Below are 25,561 nucleotides of genomic sequence, written 5' to 3' on the forward strand. Positions count from 1 at the left end.
TTATATTTTTAGCCTATTGAATGCTCTCTAGGCTTCAGATCCAATTTACAAGGGGTAGCTATGTCATTTAACGCCATTATTTTAGAAAAAAAGGATATGAATGTTTTTAGCTGTTCACTAAAAACAATTAACAAACAACAACTTTTATCCCAACAAGGCGATACATTAATCAAAGTGGCCTATTCAAGTATTAACTATAAAGATGCGCTAGCTTTAACTCATAAAAGCCCTATTGTTAGGCAGTGGCCAATGGTACCCGGTATTGACGGAGTAGGCACAGTTGTCGAGTGTACAAGCGGTCGCTACCAATCTGGTGATAACGTTATATTAAATGGTTGGGGATGTGGAGAAACCCATTGGGGAAGTTTAGCTCAATATGCTTATTTAAAATCTGACTGGCTTATCCCTTTACCTAAAAATATTACCCCTTATCAATCCATGGTGATTGGCACTGCTGGTTATACTGCAGCGTTGTGTGTAAAACGTCTTATGGATTTTGGTATAAAACCACAAGACGGCATGATTTTAGTCACAGGTGCAAGTGGCGGTGTTGGGTCAATTGCTATCGCCTTACTGACTAAATTAGGTTATCAAGTCACGGCATCCACCAATAAAATGAATGAAAAACCTTACCTACAACAACTTGGCGCAGTTAATATTATTGATAGTCAAACATTAAAAAAAGCAGGTAAACCACTACAAAAAGAGCAATGGTCTGGAGCAATAGACACCGTTGGTTCATACACATTAGCCAATATCTGTGCACAAACAAAGTATAATGGTCTTGTTGCTTGTTGTGGGCTTGCTCAAGGTATGGATTTTCCAGCTACTGTTGCGCCATTTATATTACGTGGCATAACCTTAGCAGGGATTGATAGTGTTATGGCCAATTACCACAAACGCTTAGAAGCATGGAATCTATTATCACAATATCTTGATAATCAAAGTTTATCTTACATTGGTAAAACCATTACCCTAAATCAATGTGCTGATATCGCTCAAAAAATGATAGCAGGAAAAATAAAAGGACGATTTGTGGTTGATGTCAATAAATAGCCTTGCTATTTGCAGCCGACAATACCATGAACTAATTAAAACCCAACGAGACCAAATGTACCGCTTTTGGCAAAGCGGTTATTATTCTCCTGCTCTCACATGCACATAAAAAATAATATCTGTTCACCTTAGTTATGCTTAATGTGATGCTTCTGTTTGATTTCGGCGAGCTCTGCTTGCGATGTGGCATTAAACGCTTCGACCATCCATTCTGGCCAGCCTTGTCCTTTAATAATTTTTTCTTTAAATTGAGTTTCTTGTTCCCATTTGTATTTGCCATCGTTTAGACCGGCTAATTTGTTCGCGCACATAAAGTTATTAACCCAACCCCAAACCAAATAACTGCCTATGCCAGCACGTAATGGGTCTAACAAGATATGGTCGATTGTTTTATGGGTATTTGGTTTGCACACCATTAATATAGTGGTGTTGAGTGAGTAGCGTGAAAAATTATGCACCACCACCCCTTGTAAATGGGCCCAGTCATATTCTTTAATGCGTTTTTTATTGGGGTGCAAAAAGGTTAACGGATTACGTAACACTTTAAAATTAAAAAAATAGCTTTCATTGATATACACTTTACCTGTTTTGCGGTTAAAAATAATGGGGCTTCCTCGGCGTGTAAAAAGGTTTTGATAACATTCTGGAATCATTAAATATAAAACGAGAATAAAACAGATTAAAATAACAACCAAAACATAAAAAACAAATTCAGTTTCAGATGTTATTTTAAATATCATAAGTCCATATGATAAACCAGGTATCACAAAAAACATTGAAATTGACAGAAATAAACTTATACATAAATAAAAAATCTGATCAGATTTTGTTTTACGAATAAAAGCACAATAGTTATCGTTGGCATAGAGCAAGCGATCATCGGCATCGGTTAGAGAGTTACCACCTTTTACTAAATCGCCTATCCAACCAAAAATTTGGGGTTGATATTGTGATGGCATAATTATCCCTTATTCCTTAATCATCTTGGTTATTCCGTTATATGATGCCGTTGTTTAATTTCAGCGAGCTCTTCTTGCGATGTGGCATTAAACGCTTCTACCATCCATTCGGGCCAGCCTTGTCCTTTAATAATTTTGTCTTTAAATTGGGTTTCTTGTTCCCATTTGTATTTGCCGTCGTTTAGACCGGCTAATTTGTTCGCGCACATAAAGTTATTGACCCACCCCCAAACCAGATAACTACCTATGCCGGCACGTAATGGGTCTAACAAGATATGGTCGATTGTTTTATGGGTATTCGGTTTGCACACCATTAATATAGTGGTGTTGAGTGAAGAACGTGAAAAGTTATGCACAACCACCCCTTGTAAATCCGCCCAGTCATATTCTTTTATGCGTTTTTTATTGGGGTGCAAAAAGGTTAGTGGATTGCGTAATACTTTAAAATTAAAAAAATAGCTTTCATTGATATACACTTTACCTGTTTTGCGGTTAAAAATAATGGGGCTTCCTCGGCGTGTAAAAAGGTTTTGATAGATTTCAGGAATAGATATATATAAAGCAAATAAAGAAGTTATTAGAATTGTTACAAAAGTAATGTATATCAAACTTTCATCCTTAAGATCTAAATCTAGAATTAATGAAAAACACATATAAATGGCTGGCATTAAAAGAGCAAAAGTAACTAAAAAAATGGATAAGTAAAATATTTGATCCGATAAAGTTTTACGGATAAAAGCACAGTAATTATCATTGGCATAGAGCAAGCGATCATCGGCATCGGTTAGAGAATTGCCGCCTTTTACTAAATCGCCTATCCAACCAAAAATTTGGGGTTGATATTGTGATGGCATTGTTTTGCTCCTTATTTTAAATTTTATTGTTTTTAGTCACGATTAATGGCACGTCTTCACGGTTATTGTAAAGTCGGCGGCGTTATCCTTTCCCGCCCTGAGCTATTAAAACTTATTGTTTGACATGATGCCGTTGTTTAATTTCGGCGAGCTCTTCTTGCGATGTGGCATTAAACGCTTCGACCATCCATTCGGGCCAGCCTTGTCCTTTAATAATTTGGTCTTTAAATTGGGTTTCTTGTTCCCATTTGTATTTGCCGTCGTTTAGACCGGCTAATTTGTTCGCACACATAAAGTTATTGACCCAACCCCAAACCAGATAACTGCCTATGCCAGCACGTAATGGGTCTAACAAGATATGGTCGATTGTTTTATGGGTATTTGGTTTGCACACCATTAATATAGTGGTGTTGAGTGAATATCGTGAAAAGTTATGCACCACCACCCCTTGTAAATGGGCCCAGTCATATTCTTTTATGCGTTTTTTATTAGGGTGCAAAAAGGTTAGCGGATTGCGTAAGACTTTAAAATTAAAAAAATAGCTTTCATTGATATACACTTTACCCGTTTTACGATTAAAAATAATGGGGCTTCCTCGGCGTGTAAATAAGTTATGATATAATTCAGGAATGCAAAGGTACAAAGCAACGATGCAAGCAATCAATGTAACTATCACTGTAATGAATATAGCTGACTCTGTTATAGGACTTAAATCCAAAATCAATGAAAAACCCAAATATATAATGGGTATTGAAAGAATTAAAACAATTATAAATATAAATGAATAAAAAATCTGATCAGATTTTGTTTTACGAATAAAAGCACAATAGTTATCGTTGGCATAGAGCAAGCGATCATCGGCACCCGTTAAATAGTTACCGCCTTTTTCTAAATCGCCTATCCAACCAAAAATTTGGGGTTGATATTGTGATGGCATAATTATCCCTTAATCATCTTGGTTATTCCGTTATATGGTGCCGTTGTTTAATTTCGGCGAGTTCTTCTTGCGATGTGGCATTAAACGCTTCGACCATCCATTCTGGCCAGCCTTGTCCTTTAATAATTTTTTCTTTAAATTGAGTTTCTTGTTCCCATTTGTATTTGCCGTCGTTTAGACCGGCTAATTTGTTCGCGCACATAAAGTTATTGACCCACCCCCAAACAAAATAACTACCTATGCCACCACGTAATGGGTCTAACAAGATATGGTCGATTGTTTTATGGGTATTTGGTTTGCACACCATTAATATGGTGGTGTTGAGTGAAGAGCGTGAAAAGTTATGCACCACCACCCCTTGTAAATCTGCCCAGTCATATTCTTTTATGCGTTTTTTATTGGGGTGCAAAAAGGTTAGCGGATTGCGTAACACTTTAAAATTAAAAAAATAGCTTTCATTGATATACACTTTACCCGTTTTACGGTTAAAAATAATGGGGCTTCCTCGGCGTGTAAATAAGTTATGATATAATTCAGGAATGCAAAGGTACAAAGCAACGATGCAAGCAATCAATGTAACTATCACTGTAATGAATATAGCTGACTCTGTTATAGGACTTAAATCCAAAATCAATGAAAAACCCAAATATATAATGGGTATTGAAAGAATTAAAACAATTATAAGCATAAATGAATAAAAAATTTGACTAGATTTTGTTTTACGAATAAAAGCACAGTAATTATCATTGGCATAGAGCAAGCGATCATCGGCATCGGTTAGAGAATTGCCGCCTTTTACTAAATCGCCTATCCAACCAAAAATTTGGGGTTGATATTGTGATGGCATAATTATCCCTTATTCCTTAATCATCTTGGTTATTCCGTTATATGGTGCCGTTGTTTGATTTCGGCTAGCTCTGCTTGCGATGTGGCATTAAACGCTTCGACCATCCATTCTGGCCAGCCTTGTCCTTTAATAATTTTTTCTTTAAATTGAGTTTCTTGTTCCCATTTGTATTTGCCGTCGTTCAGACCGGCTAATTTGTTCGCGCACATAAAGTTATTGACCCAACCCCAAACAAAATAACTACCTATGCCAGCACGTAATGGGTCTAACAAAATGTGGTCGATTGTTTTATGGGTATTTGGTTTGCACACCATTAATATAGTGGTGTTGAGTGAAGAACGTGAAAAATTATGCACCACCACCCCTTGTAAATCTTCCCAGTCATATTCTTTTATGCGTTTTTTATTGGGATGCAAAAAGGTTAGTGGATTGCGTAATACTTTAAAATTAAAAAAATAGCTTTCATTGATATACACTTTACCCGTTTTGCGGTTAAAAATAATGGGGCTTCCTCGGCGTGTAAATAAGTTATGATATAATTCAGGAATCAGAAGATATAAAGCAAAAAAACAGGTGATGTTCATCAATAATAATACAATATCTATAATTTTTTGATCATTATTAACCGCAGGAGTCATAGTAAAAACAAAATAAAAATAAAGGCCTATATAAAAAGCAAGGGAAAATATTATTATAAACCAAGTAAATAAATAAAGAATCTGATCAGATTTTGTTTTACGAATAAAAGCACAGTAGTTATCATTGGCATAGAGCAAGCGATCATCGGCATCGGTTAGAGAATTGCCGCCTTTTACTAAATCGCCTATCCAACCAAAAATTTGGGGTTGATATTGTGATGGCATTGTTTTACTCCTTAATTTAAATTTTATTGTTTTTAGTCACGATTAATGGCACGTCTTCACGGTTATTGTAAAGTCGGCGGCTTTATCCTTTCCCGCCCTAAACTATTGAAATTTATTGTTTTATATGATGCCGTTGTTTAATTTCAGCGAGCTCTTCTTGCGATGTGGCATTAAACGCTTCGACCATCCATTCTGGCCAGCCTTGTCCTTTAATAATTTTTTCTTTAAATTGAGTTTCTTGTTCCCATTTGTATTTGCCGTCGTTCAGACCGGCTAATTTGTTCGCACACATAAAGTTATTGACCCAACCCCAAACAAAATAACTACCTATGCCACCACGTAATGGGTCTAACAAAATGTGGTCGATTGTTTTATGGGTATTCGGTTTGCACACCATTAAAATAGTGGTGTTGAGTGAGTAGCGTGAAAAGTTATGCACCACCACCCCTTGTAAATGGGCCCAGTCATATTCTTTAATGCGTTTTTTATTGGGGTGCAAAAAGGTTAGTGGATTGCGTAATACTTTAAAATTAAAAAAATAGCTTTCATTGATATACACTTTACCTGTTTTGCGGTTAAAAATAATGGGGCTTCCTCGGCGTGTAAAAAGATTATGGTAAAATTCTGGTAACATTAAATATAATGTAATAATAAATAAAACTAATATTCCTAGTAAAAGGGAAAAAATATATTTATCATCATCTGATTTTAATTGCATATCATCTACAATATCATATGCAAGAAAAGGAATAATAAACATTAATCCAATTGAAATTACTCCAGAAAGACATAAATAAAAAATCTGATCGGATTTTGTTTTACGAATAAAAGCACAGTAGTTATCATTGGCATAGAGCAAGCGATCATCTGCATCGGTTAGAGAATTGCCGCCTTTTACTAAATCGCCTATCCAACCAAGAATTTGGGGTTGATATTGTGATGGCATAATTATCCCTTATTCCTTAATCATCTTGGTTATTCCGTTATATGGTGCCGTTGTTTAATTTCAGCGAGTTCTTCTTGCGATGTGGCATTAAACGCTTCGACCATCCATTCGGGCCAGCCTTGTCCTTTAATAATTTTTTCTTTAAATTGAGTTTCTTGTTCCCATTTGTATTTGCCGTCGTTTAGACCGGCTAATTTGTTCGCACACATAAAGTTATTGACCCACCCCCAAACAAAATAACTGCCTATGCCACCACGTAATGGGTCTAACAAGATATGGTCGATTGTTTTATGGGTATTTGGTTTGCACACCATTAATATAGTGGTGTTGAGTGAAGAGCGTGAAAAGTTATGCACCACCACCCCTTGTAAATCTGCCCAGTCATATTCTTTTATGCGTTTTTTATTGGGATGCAAAAAGGTTAACGGATTGCGTAACACTTTAAAATTAAAAAAATAGCTTTCATTGATATACACTTTACCCGTTTTACGGTTAAAAATAATGGGGCTTCCTCGGCGTGTAAAAAGGTTTTGATAAAATTCAGGAATCATTAAATATTCGAGAATAATATAACAAAATAAACCAGGAGTTAAAAGATAGACAAGTGTATCACTATTGCACGTTATAATAGAATATATCAAAGATGGAATTAAAAAGATCCCCGAAATTGAGAAAAAAAAACCCATACATAAATAGAGTAACTGATCAGATTTTGTTTTACGAATAAAAGCACAGTAGTTATCATTGGCATAGAGCAAGCGATCATCGGCATCGGTTAGAGAATTGCCGCCTTTTACTAAATCGCCTATCCAACCAAAAATTTGGGGTTGATATTGTGATGGCATTGTTTTACTCCTTAATTTAAATTTTATTGTTTTTAGTCACGATTAATGGCACGTCTTCACGGTTATTGTATTGCACAATAATTTGATATTTTACAATATTAAACGCACTTATGGTGCCAGCAATCCATTTATTGATAATAAGCCCATTTTGCACTGGCTCGTCGCTATTGGTTGTGGTTTTATCAGTAAGATGATTGGCCGATGTGGTTAAAGTAAATTCGTTTGGCTCATCAATTTTACTATAATCAGGTATTGGGAGCCTAGTCAGTATGCCGATATTACGATCATACTTATCAAAATAGGCTTTTTTATCCGTCGAAATAAGATTGAGGTTACCATAGTTTTTGCTGATGGCTAATAACGTTATTTGTTGCGAGGTGATACGGTATTTTAGATCGATATATTTTTCGGGCAGTGGGTCTGGCTCGCTTTTTAGATTTGGGTAATCATTAATAAATAAGCGAATTAGCGCAATTGCACTTTCGTTTTGATTGTATTTGGCAAAATCGGGAATATCCAAATAAAAATAGATGTGCCGTTGAAATTGATTTGGGGCATCGGGCTTGACTAGTATTTCTGTTGTTGATGGTACATGATACAGCGGTTTTAAACGAATAAAAGTTTGAATATTATAAACCATAATCGCATAGTCGTTGAGCGCTAAACCAAAACCCGCGTGAGTGCTGTATTCATCTTCGTGATAGGCTTGATAGCCTAAATAGTCCAATTCTTGTTGCTTACCAAAGCAACAACGGTTTAACCAGTGTTGAATAGCCGTAAAATTATCGTACTTTTTACTAAACATAACTGCGATTGAACCACTAATGATTAAAATAGCCCCCACAATCACAGTTATCCATGAACTAGCTAATGCTACTATAACAGCGCCAGCACCTAGGAAAAGTGAACCATAGAGCCTTGCTTTAAAATAATCTTGATCTTCCATATTCATCATATCAAACGAACTTTTTAGCTCACCGATCGCATCTAATACCGTGATCGTAGCCGTTGCTCTAGAAACAGTTTTACTGATTATAGTATTGAGCTTAATTTGTGCTTTGATTGGACGCACATTTTTACCAGCGTTAATCGCTTCAGCCATTTGCATATTGAGTTTGATATTTTTATATTGGTTAGTTAAGTCGATGCCAGTTAGTACCAGTGACACCAGATCTTTAAGCATTTGCCCTTTTAGATTAGTTTCACCGTTACCTTCTTTTGCTTCATCCCACTCTTTAAGCATATCGCTAATGTTTATTAGGGTCAGGGTACCTAATATACCGTTCACCGCAAGATTGATACCAAAAGTTATTTTCCCTGTTCTGGCGTTTTGATTAGCGGTTTGTAGTTCTACCTCATTATAGATACTTTCTAATTCATGTTGCGCTTTGTCTATCACACCACCCGCTTTTGATATTTTTTCGTTTATTTTAGCTTTTGCTTGTTCTAGGGCTTTATCACTGGTTTTGCTTAATACTTCAGTGGTTGAGGCTTTGCCTTGATTCACTTTTTCTATGTTTTCAAGCAGTGTTTTTTGTTTATGGATTAATTTGAAATAATCTTTATACTTTTGCTCCATAAATTGTTTTAAGCTGTATGGGCTTAATGTGCCATTGGTGCTATTAATAAAGTCTACAAATAAGGCTTTACTGACTTTATCAGGAAAGCATAGGGTAAATTTCGCTTTTTGCATTTTGCCCGAGCTGGTTTTAATTGGCTTTTCATCAATATCAACACTTTCTAAAAAGGCAAGCTCATGCGGGTGATAGGCGCCACGATTGTAAAAACCACGATGCATTTGGGTTAATAAATTTTGAATTTTTACGATATTTTCTGGTTTAATTTGCACGTTTATTTCAACCGGTAGCGCCCCTAGTTTGGCAAGTTCATCAAATGCATTTAGCCGCATCCAGTGCGATTTTATCGGTTTAAGTAGGGTGTCTTTAGCCAGTATTGCCTGTTTTTTTAGTGCCGTGCGGTTAAGTAAACTTTCACTATATTGGGTTGATACTTGAGTGTGTTGTGTTGAACTAGCAAGCTTTGATAATTCGTTATTTACCACTTCAAGGTTTTTATTTAATTCCCTATGCTTCGTTTCATAAACCTTTTTTTCACGTCTGAGTTTTTCTTGCGCTACCGGATCACTAACTGGAATCTGTTTTTTTTGTTGTTCAAGCTCGTCAATTTTTTGTTTATTTTGTTCAATTTTAGCTTCCAACTCGGCTTTGTTTTTTTCTAATACGATTTTTTTATTGTTTAGCTCTTTATCCCTCTTTTTTTCTACCATTGCAGTAGAAACAGTACCAATAAACTCCGTTGATTTTGATAACCAGTCGGTTGGTGTTATTAATTCGTTCGTTTTTAAGTCTACGTAGATAGGCTCGTCACGATCAATACCTTTTGCGTTATTATATTCGGTAATGTAATAGATACTTTCAGGATTACTGAGCAGCTCGTCCCACAGGGCGCTGTCTTGATCGAGTTTGATTTCGGAATGAGTGGTATCGACTAAAATAGAGCCCACTTCTGATGCGTGCACCAATTGCGTCGTTTCAGTACTGAAATCAAATTCACGTTGCCAAAAATGATTGGTGTTAACACTTTTGGGTTTGGTTTTGCTAAATTGCGAGACAATCCCTTGTTTGCCAAATAACCAACGGACATAGGTAAAATAGTCCTGCGACCACTCTTTATGGTAATCAACCACTTTTTGATAAGCGGATTCTAATTCCCCTTTAAAGGTATCAACTTTACCTTGATCCACACAGCTATCAAAATCATTGAGTTTTTCATCTTTCATCGATTTTAATTTGCTTATACTTAATGCCTTTCTAGTGATATCCTGTGATCTAGCTGTAATAGAATACCCTTCAGGGTTATTTTTTATTAAATTTTCATGTTCTTGTTCTAAAATTGCTATTTTATGATCAAACGAAGTTACAATCGAAGTTCGGTACTGTTCCATTAGCTGTAAAATTATCCGCTTTTTAAACATCACGGGTTGATAATAATCAAATTTTCTTTTCAATGCAGGATTGATGGTGTGGAGCATGTTTTTTGCTCGTTGTTCGTAGATTTTTGTTGCTTTGTCTAAATCGTCAAAACCATCGATTAATTCTTCTGCTAAATTCACTTCTTCTGCGGTTAACGGTATTTCGTTAAACATATGCAGGTGCGATACCCGTTGCGAGTTGAGCTCTTCGGCAATGCCTAAAGTGTCTTCCAGCACGACGCCGCAGGATATCGGTTTATCCCCTTGGTATAATTGATTGGTATGTAGCACATATTTTAATTTTTGGTCTTTTAAACGGGTAAACCCATGTACCGATTCAAAATTATCAAGATGCTCATCAAAACGAAATTCCAGTACTTTGCTGTTTTCTGCTTGGTAAGTCTGATAACTACTACCAAAAATATCTTTAAACGGTACGGCTCGGTTGCCAGTTGCCTCAGACGGTGAGTCTTTGAGTTTTTGTATATCAATTTGGGTAAAACGGGATAGCGCTTGGCTATCTTGTTCTTGTAGGTAATCATCAATGGTTGTTTTCGACCAAGGTCGTGAACAATAAGCCACCCAAGCTTGCGTAAAGTTTTTATCATCAAGATTGATGAACGATGCCGGAATAGAATGGCAAGCTTTGTTACACGCTTTTGATAAAGGTCTTGGCTCGGTATTGGGCAGGTCATGGTAGTTTCTTAAACGTAGTGCCCCATCAATGCATTCATACGCATGGAGTATTCGGCTATGGATGTCGTCGCCTTTTTGTTGCATCACATACACATAACCTTTACGCAAAATACGCAGTACATAGCTATAATATTCTAATGCCTCTTCTGGCATGCGGTTTTTAAAATCTAAGTTTTTAGCGTAATCGGCTAACTCTTGATAAGTGGCGTTGACTTTTTTTGTTAAACTCGACGTTGTTTTTATCACAGCCTGACGCAGTAAAAAAACCGGTAGCCCAGTTCGTTCACAGACAGGGCAAGCGCCCGATGCTTGGATTACATTTTCTAACGCAAGGTTTGCTGCTTTCTTCATCTTACATCCTTTATTGCTTGTCTTATTTGTTATTCGTTAATCGAAAGTGATGAGATTTCAAGGTGAATCTGGGCGTTAATAACGTGTTTTGAGAATGTGCTCGGCTCTTTTTGCGCTTTGGCTATTTGTTCAAGCACGTTAGGATGCTGAGTAAATGCAGTTTGGTACCTTAAGCCATTTAATACCCAAAATTGAATATCGTTAGCGTCAGTTAAGCCTAATTGATAAGCTTGTTCAACCAGTTGTGTTGCTTGCATAATCACCTTGTTATCAAGGGGGAGCCGTTTTTGTTCTGTATAATCTAAATCCGAACGTAAAACTTGCGTGAGTTTTTTTTCGCCAAATGGGGTGTCTTCACCAAATAGATCTATTAACTCTTCTTTTGATAATGGTTCAACTGGGTTAAGGACGACGATGTTATCAACCAATAAGTAACGGTATTTAAATAAGTTGTTGGTATTATTTAATTCAAAAATCATTATTTACCCTTTTCTACACAACCATGAACATCCAGATCGCTAGGCTGATGCCAACATCAGCCAATAGTCGTTGAATAAAGGCTAAATCACTTTCTTGCCATTGTGTGATTAACTCACGGTTAGGGTTGCAACTGGTAAAGGTGATAATATAACGCCAAGGTTGGTTTAACTGTTCATCAATGGCAACAGCATCAACTGAAATTGATTCGGTTATATTCAGTTCATTCAATTTAAGGGAGTAACGATTATGAGGTACTGCTGAAGAAAGAGCATCTAACCCAGTTGAAATTAAACCCGAAAAAGACATTTATATTCCTTACTAATGCAATATCCAAATTCTAAATATTATTTATTTTTGATGCGTAAACAATCAATGTTAGTGAATGTAAATACATTAACAGTTAATGTTTAAAAAGTCGTTAAAATAACTTTTTTTGAGTAATTAATCAACCATTTTGTTGTAGAAATTCGACTTTATTATTGGGTATGATGGATTTCGTAATCGTAAATTAATTGACTTTTTGGTGCGTTTTGCCAAGTTCTGTTTTTATCACTATGAAAAGAAAATCAAATATTGAATGATTTTCAACGGAATTAATAATCAAGCAAATTTATTTGATACACAAACAACAATAAAATTATCATTTGTTAAAGGAGTTATAACGTTAATCATTGCAGGAAGATCTAAAACCAGCGATACTGTGATACCACCGGCTTTAATAAATGTTAATAATTTATTTCGTTGTTAGTGCTTTTATTCCCACTCAATGGTTGCTGGCGGTTTTCCGCTTATATCATACACAACACGGGATATGCCGTTAACTTCATTAATAATGCGATTAGAAACTCGACCAAGAAATTCATATGGTAAGTGAGCCCAATGAGCAGTCATAAAGTCAACCGTTTCAACAGCTCGCAGTGAAACAACCCAATCATATTTTCGACCATCCCCCATGACACCAACTGAGCGTACAGGCAAGAATACGGTAAAGGCTTGGCTGACTTTGTGATATAGCTCGGCTTTGTAAAGCTCTTCAATGAAGATAGCATCGGCTCTACGTAGTAAGTCGCAATACTCTTTTTTTACTTCACCAAGTATTCGAACACCTAAGCCGGGACCAGGGAATGGATGGCGATAAAGCATGTCGTAAGGTAAGCCAAGTTCTAAACCGACTTTGCGTACTTCGTCTTTAAACAGTTCACGCAGTGGCTCAACCAAGCCCATTTTCATATTTTCGGGTAATCCGCCTACATTATGGTGTGATTTAATCACATGTGCCTTACCTGTGTCAGCTGCTGCCGATTCAATGACATCAGGATAGATAGTACCTTGAGCTAACCATTTTACATCTTTTAATTTTGCCGCCTCTTCATCAAATACAGCAACAAATTCACGCCCAATAATTTTACGTTTTGCTTCAGGATCTGCTTCACCTTTTAGTGCAGCTAAAAAGCGCTCTTCAGCATTTACAGCTATGATATTTAAGCCAAATTTATTACCAAACATATCCATAACTTGTTGAGCTTCGTTCAAGCGTAACAAACCATGATCAACAAATACACAAGTTAATTGATCTCCGATAGCTTGGTGTAATAACAATGCTGTAACAGAAGAATCAACCCCTCCTGATAAGCCAAGTAATACTTTGTCATTGCCAACCTGTTCTTTAATTCGAGCAATAGCATCGGTAATAATTGAAGATGGTGTCCAGAGCTTTTCACAGTGACAAATATCAATCACAAAACGTTGCAATAACTCGAAACCTTTTACAGTATGAGTTACTTCTGGATGAAATTGAACGCCATAAAATTGTTTTTCGTCATTAGCCATAATAGCAAATGGGCAAGTTTCAGTACGCCCAATCAGTGTGAAACTATCAGGCAATGCTGTTACTTTATCACCGTGGCTCATCCAAACATCAAGTTGATTAACGCCTTGTTCACTTGCACTATCAAAAATACCATCAGTTAATTTTGATGATCCAACAAGATCCACTTTAGCATAACCAAATTCACGTTGGTTAGATCCAGTCACTTGACCGCCCTTACCAACTTGAATTGCCATAGTTTGCATGCCATAACAGATCCCTAATACAGGCACACCTGCGTTGAAGACATATTCGGGTGCTCGTGGGCTGTTTAGTTCAGTCGTGCTTTCAGGACTACCTGATAAAATGATACCTTTAGGATTAAATTGTTTGATTTTTTCTTCTGATACATCCCACGGCCAAAGTTCACAATACACGCCGATTTCGCGAATTCTACGAGCAATTAATTGAGTAACTTGTGAACCAAAATCAAGAATTAAAATACGTTGCTGGTGGATGTCTTTTTTCATCAATTTTATTCCTAAACTATGAACTATTACAAAATTGGGATGCTATTGTATCATTTACCGATTAAATTGAGATCATTAATTAAAAACATTGATAAATATTTATATTATTAATAATTTTGAAATCATCTTATTACAAAATTCAATATCATGGTCATCAAATTAACCTTGTAATAAGTCAATAAATCAAAGAATTGAATTCTCTTTACTTAATTAATAAGTAAACTTATTAAAAGGAGACCCATGAATACCATTTCAATTTGTTTCATATTACCAACAAAGGCTAAACCAATTCAATTTGCAATATTATACTGCTCTTAATTTAAGAAAATTATGGGAAACTGATCTTGAAGACTTTCGTATATTTGGTGACTTAAAAACAGGGGCTAAAGGTATTTTCAAATTACAAAATATACCAGAAATGGAAGTGACTTTATCAAAGATTATTGATAAGCAGGAATTTACAGAATAATTTGATATGCCTGAAATAGGTTTACTGTTTTTCTCACATTAAATTATGGAAATATCACATAATCAATATGCATTAAAATTAGAAATTTCTCTAAAACCAGATCTAAAAATGGATACGAAAGCATTCTATGATTTTATAAAACAGATTTCAGATGATATTATTGATAAAGCTTACAAATTAAATAGTTTAGTTGAAGGGTAAATTATGACAAAGGACGATAAGTTTTTAACTCAATTCCAAACTGATTCTGAATCTATTGGTTTTGTTTTTATGAAAACTATTCGTTCTGGCATACGAATATCAAAAATTGCTTGAAAAACAGTCTATCACTCATCCGCAATTTATAGTGCGTGCAACGCTTGCTTATCTATCACAGCGATCAGGCGAAATAACACAAGTTATTGTATCAAATAAAACAAATATCGATGTGATGACAATTTCCCAAATATTAGAGAATTTAGAAAAAAGTTATATAAAATGCTCTTGCTCAATTAAAGATAGTCGAGCAAAATCCATTCAATTAACCCCAAAAGAATTGAATAAAGCAAATGAAACTATGCTGAATAAAAAACGTACGCAATGCCTAACAAGCCATTACGTACGTATAATATTGATAACAATTTGAAACTAAATCGTGATTTAAATTTTTAATTCAGAATTACCATTTATGTTCTATACCAAGATTTCCTCTATAACCTTGACGTTTAGCACTACCAAAATCGTGTTCATAGCGAGTATCGCCGTATAAGTACATATTTTGACCTAATGGAGCTTTGATTCCAAGCCCTAATTCACCCCATGTGTTAGCATATTTTTCACGTAAACTATCTCGACCAATATCAGCCTCATTGGGTTTGATAAAATCATGCCAAATATTACCTATAGCATAAAGTGTTGTTGTTTGATGATCTTTGCTTTGATTATAAGCGAGCCGAACCCCTATTCGCCCCCTAAGTAGATCTTGACCATTTTGATCCACTTTTCTGTATTTATCTTTAAAGCTATCTAAGTCAACATATTGATACACCATTTGAACTTGAGGCTCAATTAACCAATAATTTTGATTTAAATCCGTTTGGTTTATTGTAAAAGCATGCCCTGCTTCGGCAGAGATAGCAATACCCCAACCATTTTGGGAATGAGGATTATTCCCATTTCTAGCTTCATATTTGTTACGTAAGTAGGAAAATTGCCCCACTAAGTCAAGATAGCTGTTATCGGTAGAAAAATAAGTATTGGTTAATCCTAAGTTTACTGACTCTGATTTACCTTTACCTGTCCGTTTATTATGAGAAAGTCTTCCGTTTTCAGCTCGATATTTGTCAGAAAAATCAGTATAAGCCTTACTATAGGCTAAATACATACCAACATGATTATGACCTCCATTTTCGTAAACTTCGTTAATTAAGTCATGCCCAAATTGGATTCCATATATATCTGTATCATAATTTAAGCGATCTTTCCCATTTTGTTTAAGGTGTTTGCCTAATATTCTTCCCCATGTTTCTCCTGCGTATTCATTGCTATTATAATTGACAGAATCAAATTTTATATCTTGTCCACGGCGTTCATGTAATGTTCCAATGCTTAAAAGTCCTTGTTCTTGATTGACTCTTGGCATAGCAACATAACCAGCAACTGGACTTGATAAAATCGGTTTAGGCTCAGCCAGATCAATTTGTGGTGTTAATGGCACTATCGGCATTGGAAATATTGGTGATGTCGGTAGCTCAGGTGGTATTATAGGGATTAATGGTGTTGGATTGCCTGATTCCATTGTCCAGTAATATTCATCTCCATTTGCAGTTGTACGTTTTGCTAATTGTACCTCAGTTGCACCACTAGTGTGTGCAACGCCTTGAAAAGCTTGCTCATTGCTACTTTCCCCAACATAAATTACTGGCACTGAATTAATGATACTTGTGATTTGCTGAATATTTCCGTCAATAATATTTTCTTTTCCAGCCGAATTTACCGGAATAACTTTTGTTACTCCAATTGCCGTACCTGTAATTTTTAACATATCTGATTGCGAATTAGTGCTATACATTACACTTGGGTTATTCCACAGCGTATTTATTTTAATTATTGCATTGCCAGAAGCGCTATAATTACCATCAATAGTTAAAATGTCATTATATTTTCCATGTGAATGGTTATCCAAGTTAATAATACCGCCATTATTTATGACATCCCCTTGTAATATAAATTCATTGCCACCTGCATCATCAAAAGCACCATTAATTGTTGCGCCATTGTTCAGCTCAACCTTATCAAATTTTGCTATGTTGTTTGTATCATTTGGTTTCAAATTCCATGTAAAATTATCATTTAAATTAATATTAAGTACAGTATTTACATTGGTATCTAAAACCTCACCTTCTTCGACTTTTACTAAACCTTTATAGACTAATCCAGTCATGCTACCTTTACCCGAAGCATTAAATGTGACTGATGATCCTTGATATGCATCGTGCCCAAGTTCAGCTCCATTAGAATCATAAGTGTTAGAAAAGAATTGATAATTAGGTGCAGTGTAATTACCACTTACGTTAATAATATAGCCTGCATCATTTGCAGTAAGATTTGTTTTGTCACCAGTAAAGGATAAAACCGTATCAACTTGCCCTTGATCGACAAATATTAAATCTTTACGACCTATAGAACCATTTACTACAGGATCTGCACTGGTACCAGTTGTTGTGAATATTGCATTTTTAAAACTAGCTTTCACACCATGCGATGCGGCCTGTTCAAGCTGTCCGCCTAAAGTGGCATCGTCATGTGTACCAATTTCAAGTGCATAACCTCCTGTTTTGATAATAGTTGAACTATTTTCATAATCCGCTTTTATCAATGAATTGCGGACCATTTTGATACCACTACCCTCTAGAGCATTGGTTGTATCAATCGTCAATTCTCCATACGACTCTAAAATACCCGCACCTTCACCAGTGTTACGTGTTTTTCCTAATTTTATTGCAGAGCTATCCCATTTTAATGTCGATTTTTCGCTGCTTTTATTTATGGTAATTGTATTTTTTTCACCTTTTAATATTACTTTGGGCGTCAATTGACCATCCGCACCAACTTTATCGGCTGTATCATGATTAGTAGGGTTACCTGAGATGTAAATCCCAATAGAACGATTCCCTGTCAATGTCATATCTAAATTATCATTGATTATAACTTGACCGGCTGAACCATTACCTGAGTTATCGTAAGCACCTTGAATAGCTCGAATACCATTATTTAAAATTGGTTGGGTTTTGCCGCCTTTTACTGCTTGATTAATTTTTAATTTATCGACAGTAATTGTACTGTATTTTCCGTTATAAGTGTTTATTTCTCCGGAATTTACAGCCGAACCTGCCAATAGGCTATAAGATGCAATATTACCACTTAAATTACTACCTCGAGTATAATCGTTCGTTACATTTAATTCGACATTTTTGGCCGTTATATCAACATTATGATATGTTGCAAGCCCAATAGAGTTACCATTATTTACAATAGTAAAATTTAAGTCACCTGCGTTAATTGAACTTCCAGAACCACCGCTAGCATATTGATTCGCTAATCCAGTATAATCTCCATTAACATTTGCAGTTAAAACTGTATCCCCGACATTAAGTTTTTCATGTAGTTTACTTCTTGTTAGGATATAAAAACTAGCATTACCAGATTGAGTTACGGTAGCGACTTTAATATTATTACAGCTAGGACTGTTTTGACCTACTAAATATGAACCATCAGCATTTGCTGTACAATCTAAAGCAAATGCAGAAGTTGGAATCATTAAAGCTGAAGTAACGAGGCATGTAAATGTGGTCGTTGATTTACAAGCTCTGCGAACTAATTCAGAACATGCTATTGTAATACCAGTAACAATATTAAATTTTGTTTGGTAGACTTTATTCATAATTATTACCTTTAATGAGTGATAAAACTTAGCGATATCACATATTTATTTTTACACAATGAAAACAATCACATAAAAACTAATTAGCTATAAATCATAATTAATTTGGAAAACTCAACATTGAACTTTTTTAATGACTGTCTTATTTTTAGATTTGTGATAGCCGAAATAACAAAGATTATTTTTTAGTACTTTTTTACAGATTGATTTCGTTAAAAAGACATCACGTAATCCAAACGGACAGTAAAAGGAGAGTATCCATAGTCGTTTGGATTTATTTAATTGATTGCAATGAACAAACTGGGTATAAGGCAGTTCTTTATTGAGGTATTGTTGCTCTTCTTGGCGATTAAAATAAGCCCAATTCATGTAACCTAAAGGCTTATTATTATGAACAATTAACGCAAAGTTTTTAGAGCGAATTATGGGTTGTAAAACGTCTAGAGCTGAATCAAGTGCGGCTTTTTTATAATCTGGATTTTGATTCCATAACCAAATCATGGCGCCTAATACCTCAGCTTCACTCCATAGCGTCTCAGGATATATACTTGGTGCAATGATTCTATCACCTGTTTGATTAAAATCGCCCATACACTTTTACCTTTATTAAAAATAATTAACAATTATATTACTTAATTAACAAAATTTCATCAAATTATGTTTTTTTATTAATAAGATTTTACATTTCTTGATTAACTGGTTGTTTTATTGAAGTATAAAAGTACATTGCCAATAAAATATTCAAAAGAATATTTTTAAAATGCCCTTTTTTTGATAGGCTCAATAAAATTAAATATAACTATTTGAATAATATATAATTAAATTTAAAGAAGCGTTAATTTATTAACTAATTGATTTGAAAATAGAATGGTTACTTTATTTATTGAGTTTAAAATCGAGAGTTTTTTAGCTATTTCGGATTTGAATAATGTGTTAGGTAAGTCTACATTGAAAAAGGAGGGATTTTACTCCCCCTTATTGATATTAGACAAAATTAATTATTAGCATTTTGCTCTTGTGCAGATTGAATTGCTGTTAAAGCAATCGTGTAGACAATATCATCAACTAATGCACCTCGAGATAAGTCATTAACGGGTTTACGCATACCTTGTAGCATTGGACCAATTGAAACAAGATCCGCTGAGCGTTGTACTGCTTTATAAGTTGTATTACCGGTATTAAGATCAGGGAAGATAAATACAGTCGCTTTACCTGCAACTTGCGAATTTGGTGCTTTCGATTTTGCTACATCAGGCATTACCGCTGCATCATATTGTAATGGACCATCGATCATTAAATCTGGGCGTTTTTCTTGAGCAATACGAGTTGCTTCTTTAACTTTTTCAACATCAGCACCTTGACCTGAACTACCTGTTGAATAAGAGATCATAGCAACACGTGGCTCAATACCAAAAGCAATGGCGGTATCAGCTGATTGAATTGCAATTTCTGCCAGTTCTTGTGCCGTTGGATCTGGGTTGATCGCACAGTCACCATAAATATAAACTTGATCAGGCATTAACATAAAAAATACCGATGAAACAAGTGAGCTACCCGGCGCAGTTTTAATTAGTTGCAATGGTGGACGTATAGTATTAGCAGTTGTATGTACAGCACCTGATACTAAGCCATCAACTTCATTAGCTTCAAGCATCATTGTACCAAGTACCACATTATCAGCTAATTGCTCACGAGCAATCACTTCGGTCATACCTTTGTTTTTACGTAATTCAACTAGACGAGGAACATATTTTTCACGGATATTTTCAGGATCGACAATTTCAACACCAGAGCCTAAAGTTACACCTTGTGAAGCAGCTACTTTACGTACTTCATCAGGATTACCAATTAGTACACATTTTGCAATGTTACGTTCAGCACAAATTGCTGCTGCTTTAACTGTTCTTGGTTCGTCACCTTCTGGTAATACCACTACTTTTTTCGCATTACGTGCAAGTTCAGTTAATTGATAACGGAATGCAGGAGGAGACAAGCGACGAGCAGAAGCTACAACTTCATTTAATGATTTCACCCAATTAATATCAATATGATCAGCGACATAATTTTGGGTATTTTCCATACGCTCTTTATCATCAACAGGAATTTCTAAATTGAATTGCTGTAAATTAATAGAAGTTTGGAAAGTATTTGTTTGCACGGTAAATACCGGTAAGCCTGTATCAAAAGCTGGTTGACATAATTTTGCGATTTTTTCATCGATTTCATAGCCACCAGTTAAAAGCACACCACCAATTGCCATACCATTCATGGCTGCTAAACTGATAGTCACTAATACATCAGCACGATCAGCAGACGTCACTAATAATGCATTTGGTTGAAGATGACTAATGATATTTGGCACACTACGAGAACAGAAAGATATATGTTTGATGCGGCGGTTTTTGATGTCACCTTCATTAATAATTTTTTCACCAAAATGTTTTGCAATGTCAATAGAACGGCAAGCACTTAAATCCATATTCCAAGGAATACACCCCAGAACTGGCAATGGACTATGTTTATTTAAATCCTCGATAGTGATTTTTTTATCATCGAATTTAGGGGTATGATAAATTTCGGCAACATCCGGGCGAGCAAGGTTTTGTTCTTCAACTGGGGCGTTAACTTTGTTTACAATCATACCCACAATTTTTTCATTTTTGATACCACCAAAGTTAGAACGTGCAATTTCAATACGATCTTTGAGTTGTTCTGGTGTATCTTTCCCCATGTTAACAACAAAAATAATTTCAGCACCCAGTGTTTTAGCAATGTTATTATTGAGTTCATTTGCAAAAGGGTAATCCGAAGTTGGCACAATACCTTCAACTAAAACAACATCTGCACCTTTGGTGTTTTCAGCATACAGCGCCACGATTTCTTCCATTAATACGTCTTGTTGATTTAGCCCTAATAGGTTTTCAACATGGCTCATTTTTAGTGGTTTAAGCGTTGGAATTGATGTGTTATTGCTCACTAAGGTTGTTGTGTTGTCTGGTGCATCCCCTCCGGCTCTTGGTTGTGCAACTGGCTTAAATACATTTAAGTTTATACCTTGACGCTCCATAGCTCGAATAACACCAAGACTCACACCTGTTAACCCCACATTGGTACCAGTTGGAATGAGCATAATTGTACGAGACATAATTAATTTCCTCTTAATTCTTTATTAAATAAAAACAAACCGCCATTAGGCGGTTTTAATTGTTTTTTAAGCAGTTAAGCGTGCAGCATCTTGAGCAATAACGAGTTCTTCATTGGTAGGAATCACCATTGCAATTGCTGAGCCATCTTTAGTAATTGTTCCACCTTGACCGAAACGTGCAGCAAGGTTACGTTCTTGATCAAGTTCAAAACCAAGAATACTTAATTTTTGTAATGCCATACGACGAACTTCTTCAGAGTTTTCACCAATACCACCGGTAAAGATAATGGCATCTAAACGTCCATCTAATAACATTGCATAACCACCGATATATTTCACTAAACGATGAACAAAAACATCTAACGCATTTTTAGCATTTTCATCTGTTTCATAATTATCAGTGACATAACGGCAATCGCTGCTTACCCCTGTTAAACCTAATAAACCCGATTTTTTATTTAAAAGATTATTAATATCACCAACAGACATTTTTAAATTGTCATGTAAGAAGAACATAATAGCAGGATCGATATCACCACTACGTGTTCCCATCACTAAACCTTCAAGTGGCGTTAATCCCATTGAAGTTTCAACACATTCACCATTTTTAACAGCTGTAATTGATGCACCATTACCTAAATGACAAGTAATAACATTAGTTTCTTCAACTGGTTTATTTAATAATCTTGCAGCTTCACGGCTAACGTAATAATGGCTAGTGCCATGTGCACCATAACGACGAATACCATGTTTTGTGTATAATTCGTTTGGAATAGCATATAAATAAGCTTCTTTTGGCATTGTTGTATGGAATGCAGTATCAAAAACAGCAACATTTTTAGTTTTTAAATGTGGAAATGCAGCAAACGCTTCACGAATACCAATTAAATGCGCTGGGTTATGTAAAGGTGCGAATGCTGCTGCATCTTCAATACCTTTTAATACTGAATCATCAATTACAACTGATTGAGTGTATTTTTCGCCACCATGAACAATTCGGTGTCCAATAGACTTAATACTATCTAATAATTCTGGTTTTTGTGGGAAGATACTATCAACAATAAATTTAATTGCTTCACTATGTGCAGCGCCTGCACCTAAAGATGCTTCACCTTTAACACCGTCAAGTTTCCACTTAATACGTGCATCAGGAAGGTTAAAACATTCGGCTAATCCAGAAAGAAATTCATCACCGTTTTCAGGGTTTATAATGGCAAATTTTAATGATGAGCTTCCGCAATTAAGAACAAGAGCGTTATTACTTGATGACATAGTAATTCCTATAATTTGAATAAAAAAGATATATACCAATCAAAATTGGTAACTCAACACATGATTTAAATCGATGTGATTACACGAAGGTGACTTCTGATATCTTATATTTTAAGATAAAATAAAAAGAGTCTCCAATTTGGATGGCGTTATTTTAAGACAATAACAAGTGAATGTCGAGGAATCCCCTACATATGAATTTAGTTAATACTTTTAAGCTTGGACAACGGTATATGCAGCTTTGCCCTAAAGATAAAGAGCTCATTTATTCGTTTCCGGAATTAAAAATCATTAACTACATAAAAACCGCAAAAAAATATTTACCACCTATTATTATTGGTTTATTAGTATGGCAATACTATTTACCTGCACAATTAGCTGTTACAGTAATTACAATATTATTTTCCATAAGCCTACCCTTGCAAGGTATTTTTTGGCTTGGTAAACGTGCACATTCGCCTTTACCACTTAATTTAGTCGATTGCTATAATCGTATTGAACTAAAACTTATTGAAAGAAAGATATTAGTTAAGAATAAAAATACTGCTGATAAACTAACTTTTGAAGCATTTATGAAACTCATTAATCTATCCAAAATTCATTTGGGAAGTTATTTTGGTGAAGATGACAATACATCACTTAATTCATAAGATTAAAAATAATGCCAAATTTATTAAATCGACTTAAAACACAAATTGATATGCTTGAACAACAAATTACTTTATCAGAACAAAAGCAATATCAAGAACATTATTTTGATGAGCATTTATTTCATACGAGTAAAATAGTTACTGATAATGCGTTCTATCTTGAAAAAATTAAGCAAACTTATCTATCTTTAGTTCATCATGTAATGTCACAAAAAATTGAGCAGATTACTTTTTTATCCGAAACATTAGTTAATCAAATTACTGCTTTAACCCGTGAATTAGCAACTCATCAATTGCGTAAAAAAGAACAAGATTCCTTTATAAAAGAAACACTTTATGAAAAACATTCACGTCATTTAGATTATTTACGACGATTACAAGAAATGAAATTTGAATTGGAACTTTCTCCTGAATTTACCGATCCTGTTAAAATTGCTTCACTTGATAACCGAATTTACCGTTGTGAGCAAGCAATAAGAAAAATTGAATTAGAAATAGAAAGTGATATTAGTATTTAGCTTTTTAAAATATTACGGTCTAAATCTGTTTTTGAATGTGACTAATCAAAAATGCAAATGTTGTATATTTATAATTTTCTTTCACTTTTGATGGTTCCTTTTTAAATATTTAAAACATATTTTATATATTTATCGAAGGCAATGATGTTTTTGAATTAATATAGCATTTTAATCTATTTAAGCCAGTTAATCTCGTAATAAGACATTAATCTGTAAAATTCACGGCTACTTTTTTTCATTTATTTTTTGGTATTTAAAAAATTAATTTTTATCTCTTAAATGAATATTATAAGTATTAGTTAGTATCATCTTTTTGGGTTATATTTATAATGTTAGTATTATTAGCTATCATAACTCTGTGCTACCCTATTTAAAGCCACTTATTAAGGATTCTTTTATGAGTATAATATTTGATGATAACTCACAAACTATCGGCCATACTCCACTTGTTCGCTTAAAACATTTTGGTCGTGGTAATATCTTAGCTAAAATTGAATCGCGTAATCCAAGTTTTAGTGTGAAATGTCGTATTGCATCAAACATGATTTGGGACGCCGAAAAACGTGGTTTGTTAACATCAAATGTCAAATTAATCGAGCCAACAAGCGGCAATACAGGTATTGCGCTTGCGGCCGTTGCCGCAGCTCGAGGTTATAAATTAACTTTAGCTATGCCAGAAAGTATGAGTATAGAACGTAGAAAACTCCTTAAAGCACTTGGCGCTAACCTTGTATTAACCGAAGCAGCAAAGGGCATGAAAGGTGCTATTGAAAAAGCCGAAGAAATTGTTGCTAGCAATCCTAAAAAAAACATCATGCTGCAACAATTTAGTAATCCAGCCAATCCTGAAATACACGAAAAAACAACCGGTCCGGAAATATGGCAAGACACCGATGGTCAAATCGATATTTTTATCGCAGGCGTAGGAACGGGCGGCACATTTACTGGCGTTACACGTTATATTAAAAATGTGCAGGGTAAGGCTATAACTGCAGTTGCTGTTGAGCCAACCAATTCACCAGTAATTACCCAAGCGCTAACAGGCAAGCCGATTAAACCAGGTCCGCATAAGATTCAAGGTATTGGAGCTGGTTTTATTCCTGCAAATCTTGATTTAAGTTTAATTGATCGGGTTGAAAGGATATCGGACGAAGAGGCTATCGAAACAGCTCGTGAATTAATGGAAAAAGAAGGCATATTAGCAGGAATCTCGTCTGGTGCAGCCGTTTTTGCAGCCCATCGCTTAGCAAAATTACCCGAAAATGCTAATAAAATGATTGTAGTTATTTTACCATCTTCTGGTGAACGTTATTTAAGTACTGATTTATTTAGTAGGGTTTTTACAGGAAAGGAATTAGATTAACTCTAATTTGAGAGCAAAAAGCGTAATAACATAATCATTACGCTTTTTATATTTATGTG

General features: G+C 35.1%; 21 protein-coding genes. 6 read left to right on the top strand and 15 right to left on the bottom strand.

Annotated elements, in window-relative coordinates:
* Nucleotides 1-60 precede the first annotated feature (60 nt).
* Nucleotides 61-1,056, top strand: coding sequence for an acrylyl-CoA reductase (NADPH) (gene acuI, locus A9G36_RS06250; RefSeq protein WP_034943414.1), 996 nt, complete (start codon nt 61-63; stop codon nt 1,054-1,056).
* 128 nt (nt 1,057-1,184) lie between these two features.
* Here the strand turns inward: acuI and A9G36_RS06255 are convergent, their stop codons facing one another.
* The 11 genes from A9G36_RS06255 to guaA form a co-directional block, all read right to left on the bottom strand.
* Nucleotides 1,185-2,015: a DUF6708 domain-containing protein gene (locus tag A9G36_RS06255; RefSeq protein WP_065585509.1), complete on the bottom strand. Its 831-nt coding sequence runs from the start codon at nt 2,013-2,015 to the stop codon at nt 1,185-1,187.
* Nucleotides 2,016-2,044: 29 nt separating this feature from the next.
* Complete coding sequence (locus A9G36_RS06260) at nt 2,045-2,869, bottom strand: DUF6708 domain-containing protein (protein WP_065585510.1); 825 nt, start codon at nt 2,867-2,869, stop codon at nt 2,045-2,047.
* 112 nt (nt 2,870-2,981) lie between these two features.
* Complete coding sequence (locus A9G36_RS06265) at nt 2,982-3,806, bottom strand: DUF6708 domain-containing protein (RefSeq protein ID WP_065585511.1); 825 nt, start codon at nt 3,804-3,806, stop codon at nt 2,982-2,984.
* A gap of 22 nt (nt 3,807-3,828) precedes the next feature.
* Entirely contained in the window at nt 3,829-4,653 is an 825-nt protein-coding gene (locus A9G36_RS06270; protein ID WP_065585512.1) for a DUF6708 domain-containing protein, read from the bottom strand.
* Between the two features lie 29 nt (nt 4,654-4,682).
* Entirely contained in the window at nt 4,683-5,516 is an 834-nt protein-coding gene (locus A9G36_RS06275; protein ID WP_065585513.1) for a DUF6708 domain-containing protein, read from the bottom strand.
* A 112-nt stretch (nt 5,517-5,628) separates the two neighbouring features.
* The gene (locus A9G36_RS06280; protein ID WP_065585514.1) at nt 5,629-6,462 is read right to left on the bottom strand and encodes a DUF6708 domain-containing protein; all 834 of its coding nucleotides are present in this window, start codon (nt 6,460-6,462) and stop codon (nt 5,629-5,631) included.
* Nucleotides 6,463-6,491: 29 nt separating this feature from the next.
* Nucleotides 6,492-7,307, bottom strand: a complete 816-nt coding sequence (locus tag A9G36_RS06285) for a DUF6708 domain-containing protein (RefSeq protein ID WP_065568994.1) — start codon at nt 7,305-7,307, stop codon at nt 6,492-6,494.
* Nucleotides 7,308-7,323: 16 nt separating this feature from the next.
* Complete coding sequence (locus A9G36_RS06290; RefSeq protein WP_065585515.1) at nt 7,324-11,346, bottom strand: toxin VasX; 4,023 nt, start codon at nt 11,344-11,346, stop codon at nt 7,324-7,326.
* A 29-nt stretch (nt 11,347-11,375) separates the two neighbouring features.
* Entirely contained in the window at nt 11,376-11,825 is a 450-nt protein-coding gene (locus A9G36_RS06295) for a hypothetical protein (RefSeq protein WP_065585516.1), read from the bottom strand.
* Between the two features lie 13 nt (nt 11,826-11,838).
* A complete protein-coding gene (locus tag A9G36_RS10295) occupies nt 11,839-12,132 on the bottom strand; it encodes a contractile injection system protein, VgrG/Pvc8 family (RefSeq protein ID WP_034946324.1) in 294 nt (97 codons plus the stop codon).
* A gap of 447 nt (nt 12,133-12,579) precedes the next feature.
* Entirely contained in the window at nt 12,580-14,163 is a 1,584-nt protein-coding gene (guaA, locus tag A9G36_RS06305) for a glutamine-hydrolyzing GMP synthase (protein ID WP_065569569.1), read from the bottom strand.
* Nucleotides 14,164-14,677: 514 nt separating this feature from the next.
* On the opposite strand from guaA, the gene A9G36_RS10170 reads away from it, so the two are divergent.
* Entirely contained in the window at nt 14,678-14,833 is a 156-nt protein-coding gene (locus A9G36_RS10170; RefSeq protein WP_176701019.1) for a hypothetical protein, read from the top strand.
* Nucleotides 14,834-14,939: 106 nt separating this feature from the next.
* Entirely contained in the window at nt 14,940-15,257 is a 318-nt protein-coding gene (locus A9G36_RS06310) for a MarR family winged helix-turn-helix transcriptional regulator (protein WP_065585517.1), read from the top strand.
* A gap of 33 nt (nt 15,258-15,290) precedes the next feature.
* Here the strand turns inward: A9G36_RS06310 and A9G36_RS06315 are convergent, their stop codons facing one another.
* From A9G36_RS06315 to A9G36_RS06330, 4 genes are all read right to left on the bottom strand, one after another.
* A complete protein-coding gene (locus A9G36_RS06315) occupies nt 15,291-18,554 on the bottom strand; it encodes an autotransporter outer membrane beta-barrel domain-containing protein (protein WP_065585518.1) in 3,264 nt (1,087 codons plus the stop codon).
* Between the two features lie 114 nt (nt 18,555-18,668).
* A complete protein-coding gene (locus A9G36_RS06320; protein WP_065569572.1) occupies nt 18,669-19,145 on the bottom strand; it encodes a toxin-activating lysine-acyltransferase in 477 nt (158 codons plus the stop codon).
* Nucleotides 19,146-19,548: 403 nt separating this feature from the next.
* Nucleotides 19,549-21,699, bottom strand: coding sequence for a phosphate acetyltransferase (pta, locus tag A9G36_RS06325; RefSeq protein ID WP_065573993.1), 2,151 nt, complete (start codon nt 21,697-21,699; stop codon nt 19,549-19,551).
* A 66-nt stretch (nt 21,700-21,765) separates the two neighbouring features.
* Nucleotides 21,766-22,971, bottom strand: a complete 1,206-nt coding sequence (locus A9G36_RS06330; RefSeq protein ID WP_034946338.1) for an acetate kinase — start codon at nt 22,969-22,971, stop codon at nt 21,766-21,768.
* 194 nt (nt 22,972-23,165) lie between these two features.
* Here A9G36_RS06330 and yfbV point away from each other — a divergent pair, with 194 nt between their 5' ends.
* The 3 genes from yfbV to cysK all read left to right on the top strand — a co-directional run bounded on the left by yfbV (nt 23,166) and on the right by cysK (nt 25,502).
* Entirely contained in the window at nt 23,166-23,621 is a 456-nt protein-coding gene (yfbV, locus tag A9G36_RS06335) for a terminus macrodomain insulation protein YfbV (RefSeq protein WP_065569574.1), read from the top strand.
* Between the two features lie 11 nt (nt 23,622-23,632).
* A complete protein-coding gene (gene priC / locus A9G36_RS06340; protein WP_065569575.1) occupies nt 23,633-24,139 on the top strand; it encodes a primosomal replication protein PriC in 507 nt (168 codons plus the stop codon).
* A gap of 397 nt (nt 24,140-24,536) precedes the next feature.
* Nucleotides 24,537-25,502 (top strand): cysteine synthase A, encoded by a 966-nt coding sequence (gene cysK / locus A9G36_RS06345; protein ID WP_065569576.1) that lies wholly within the window; start codon nt 24,537-24,539, stop codon nt 25,500-25,502.
* Nucleotides 25,503-25,561: the final 59 nt, after the last annotated feature.

This window comes from Gilliamella sp. Choc6-1 (assembly GCF_001690385.1).
In the GTDB taxonomy this organism is placed as follows: domain Bacteria; phylum Pseudomonadota; class Gammaproteobacteria; order Enterobacterales; family Orbaceae; genus Gilliamella; species Gilliamella apicola_A.

What these genes read in the sequence shown, in the direction of transcription:
- acuI (WP_034943414.1), top strand. Translation starts at nt 61, where the DNA reads ATGTCATTTAACGCCATTATTTTAGAAAAAAAGGATATGAATGTTTTT.
- A9G36_RS06255 (WP_065585509.1), bottom strand. Translation starts at nt 2,015, where the DNA reads ATGCCATCACAATATCAACCCCAAATTTTTGGTTGGATAGGCGATTTA.
- A9G36_RS06260 (WP_065585510.1), bottom strand. Translation starts at nt 2,869, where the DNA reads ATGCCATCACAATATCAACCCCAAATTTTTGGTTGGATAGGCGATTTA.
- A9G36_RS06265 (WP_065585511.1), bottom strand. Translation starts at nt 3,806, where the DNA reads ATGCCATCACAATATCAACCCCAAATTTTTGGTTGGATAGGCGATTTA.
- A9G36_RS06270 (WP_065585512.1), bottom strand. Translation starts at nt 4,653, where the DNA reads ATGCCATCACAATATCAACCCCAAATTTTTGGTTGGATAGGCGATTTA.
- A9G36_RS06275 (WP_065585513.1), bottom strand. Translation starts at nt 5,516, where the DNA reads ATGCCATCACAATATCAACCCCAAATTTTTGGTTGGATAGGCGATTTA.
- A9G36_RS06280 (WP_065585514.1), bottom strand. Translation starts at nt 6,462, where the DNA reads ATGCCATCACAATATCAACCCCAAATTCTTGGTTGGATAGGCGATTTA.
- A9G36_RS06285 (WP_065568994.1), bottom strand. Translation starts at nt 7,307, where the DNA reads ATGCCATCACAATATCAACCCCAAATTTTTGGTTGGATAGGCGATTTA.
- A9G36_RS06290 (WP_065585515.1), bottom strand. Translation starts at nt 11,346, where the DNA reads ATGAAGAAAGCAGCAAACCTTGCGTTAGAAAATGTAATCCAAGCATCG.
- A9G36_RS06295 (WP_065585516.1), bottom strand. Translation starts at nt 11,825, where the DNA reads ATGATTTTTGAATTAAATAATACCAACAACTTATTTAAATACCGTTAC.
- A9G36_RS10295 (WP_034946324.1), bottom strand. Translation starts at nt 12,132, where the DNA reads ATGTCTTTTTCGGGTTTAATTTCAACTGGGTTAGATGCTCTTTCTTCA.
- guaA (WP_065569569.1), bottom strand. Translation starts at nt 14,163, where the DNA reads ATGAAAAAAGACATCCACCAGCAACGTATTTTAATTCTTGATTTTGGT.
- A9G36_RS10170 (WP_176701019.1), top strand. Translation starts at nt 14,678, where the DNA reads ATGGAAATATCACATAATCAATATGCATTAAAATTAGAAATTTCTCTA.
- A9G36_RS06315 (WP_065585518.1), bottom strand. Translation starts at nt 18,554, where the DNA reads ATGAATAAAGTCTACCAAACAAAATTTAATATTGTTACTGGTATTACA.
- A9G36_RS06320 (WP_065569572.1), bottom strand. Translation starts at nt 19,145, where the DNA reads ATGGGCGATTTTAATCAAACAGGTGATAGAATCATTGCACCAAGTATA.
- pta (WP_065573993.1), bottom strand. Translation starts at nt 21,699, where the DNA reads ATGTCTCGTACAATTATGCTCATTCCAACTGGTACCAATGTGGGGTTA.
- A9G36_RS06330 (WP_034946338.1), bottom strand. Translation starts at nt 22,971, where the DNA reads ATGTCATCAAGTAATAACGCTCTTGTTCTTAATTGCGGAAGCTCATCA.
- yfbV (WP_065569574.1), top strand. Translation starts at nt 23,166, where the DNA reads ATGAATTTAGTTAATACTTTTAAGCTTGGACAACGGTATATGCAGCTT.
- priC (WP_065569575.1), top strand. Translation starts at nt 23,633, where the DNA reads ATGCCAAATTTATTAAATCGACTTAAAACACAAATTGATATGCTTGAA.
- cysK (WP_065569576.1), top strand. Translation starts at nt 24,537, where the DNA reads ATGAGTATAATATTTGATGATAACTCACAAACTATCGGCCATACTCCA.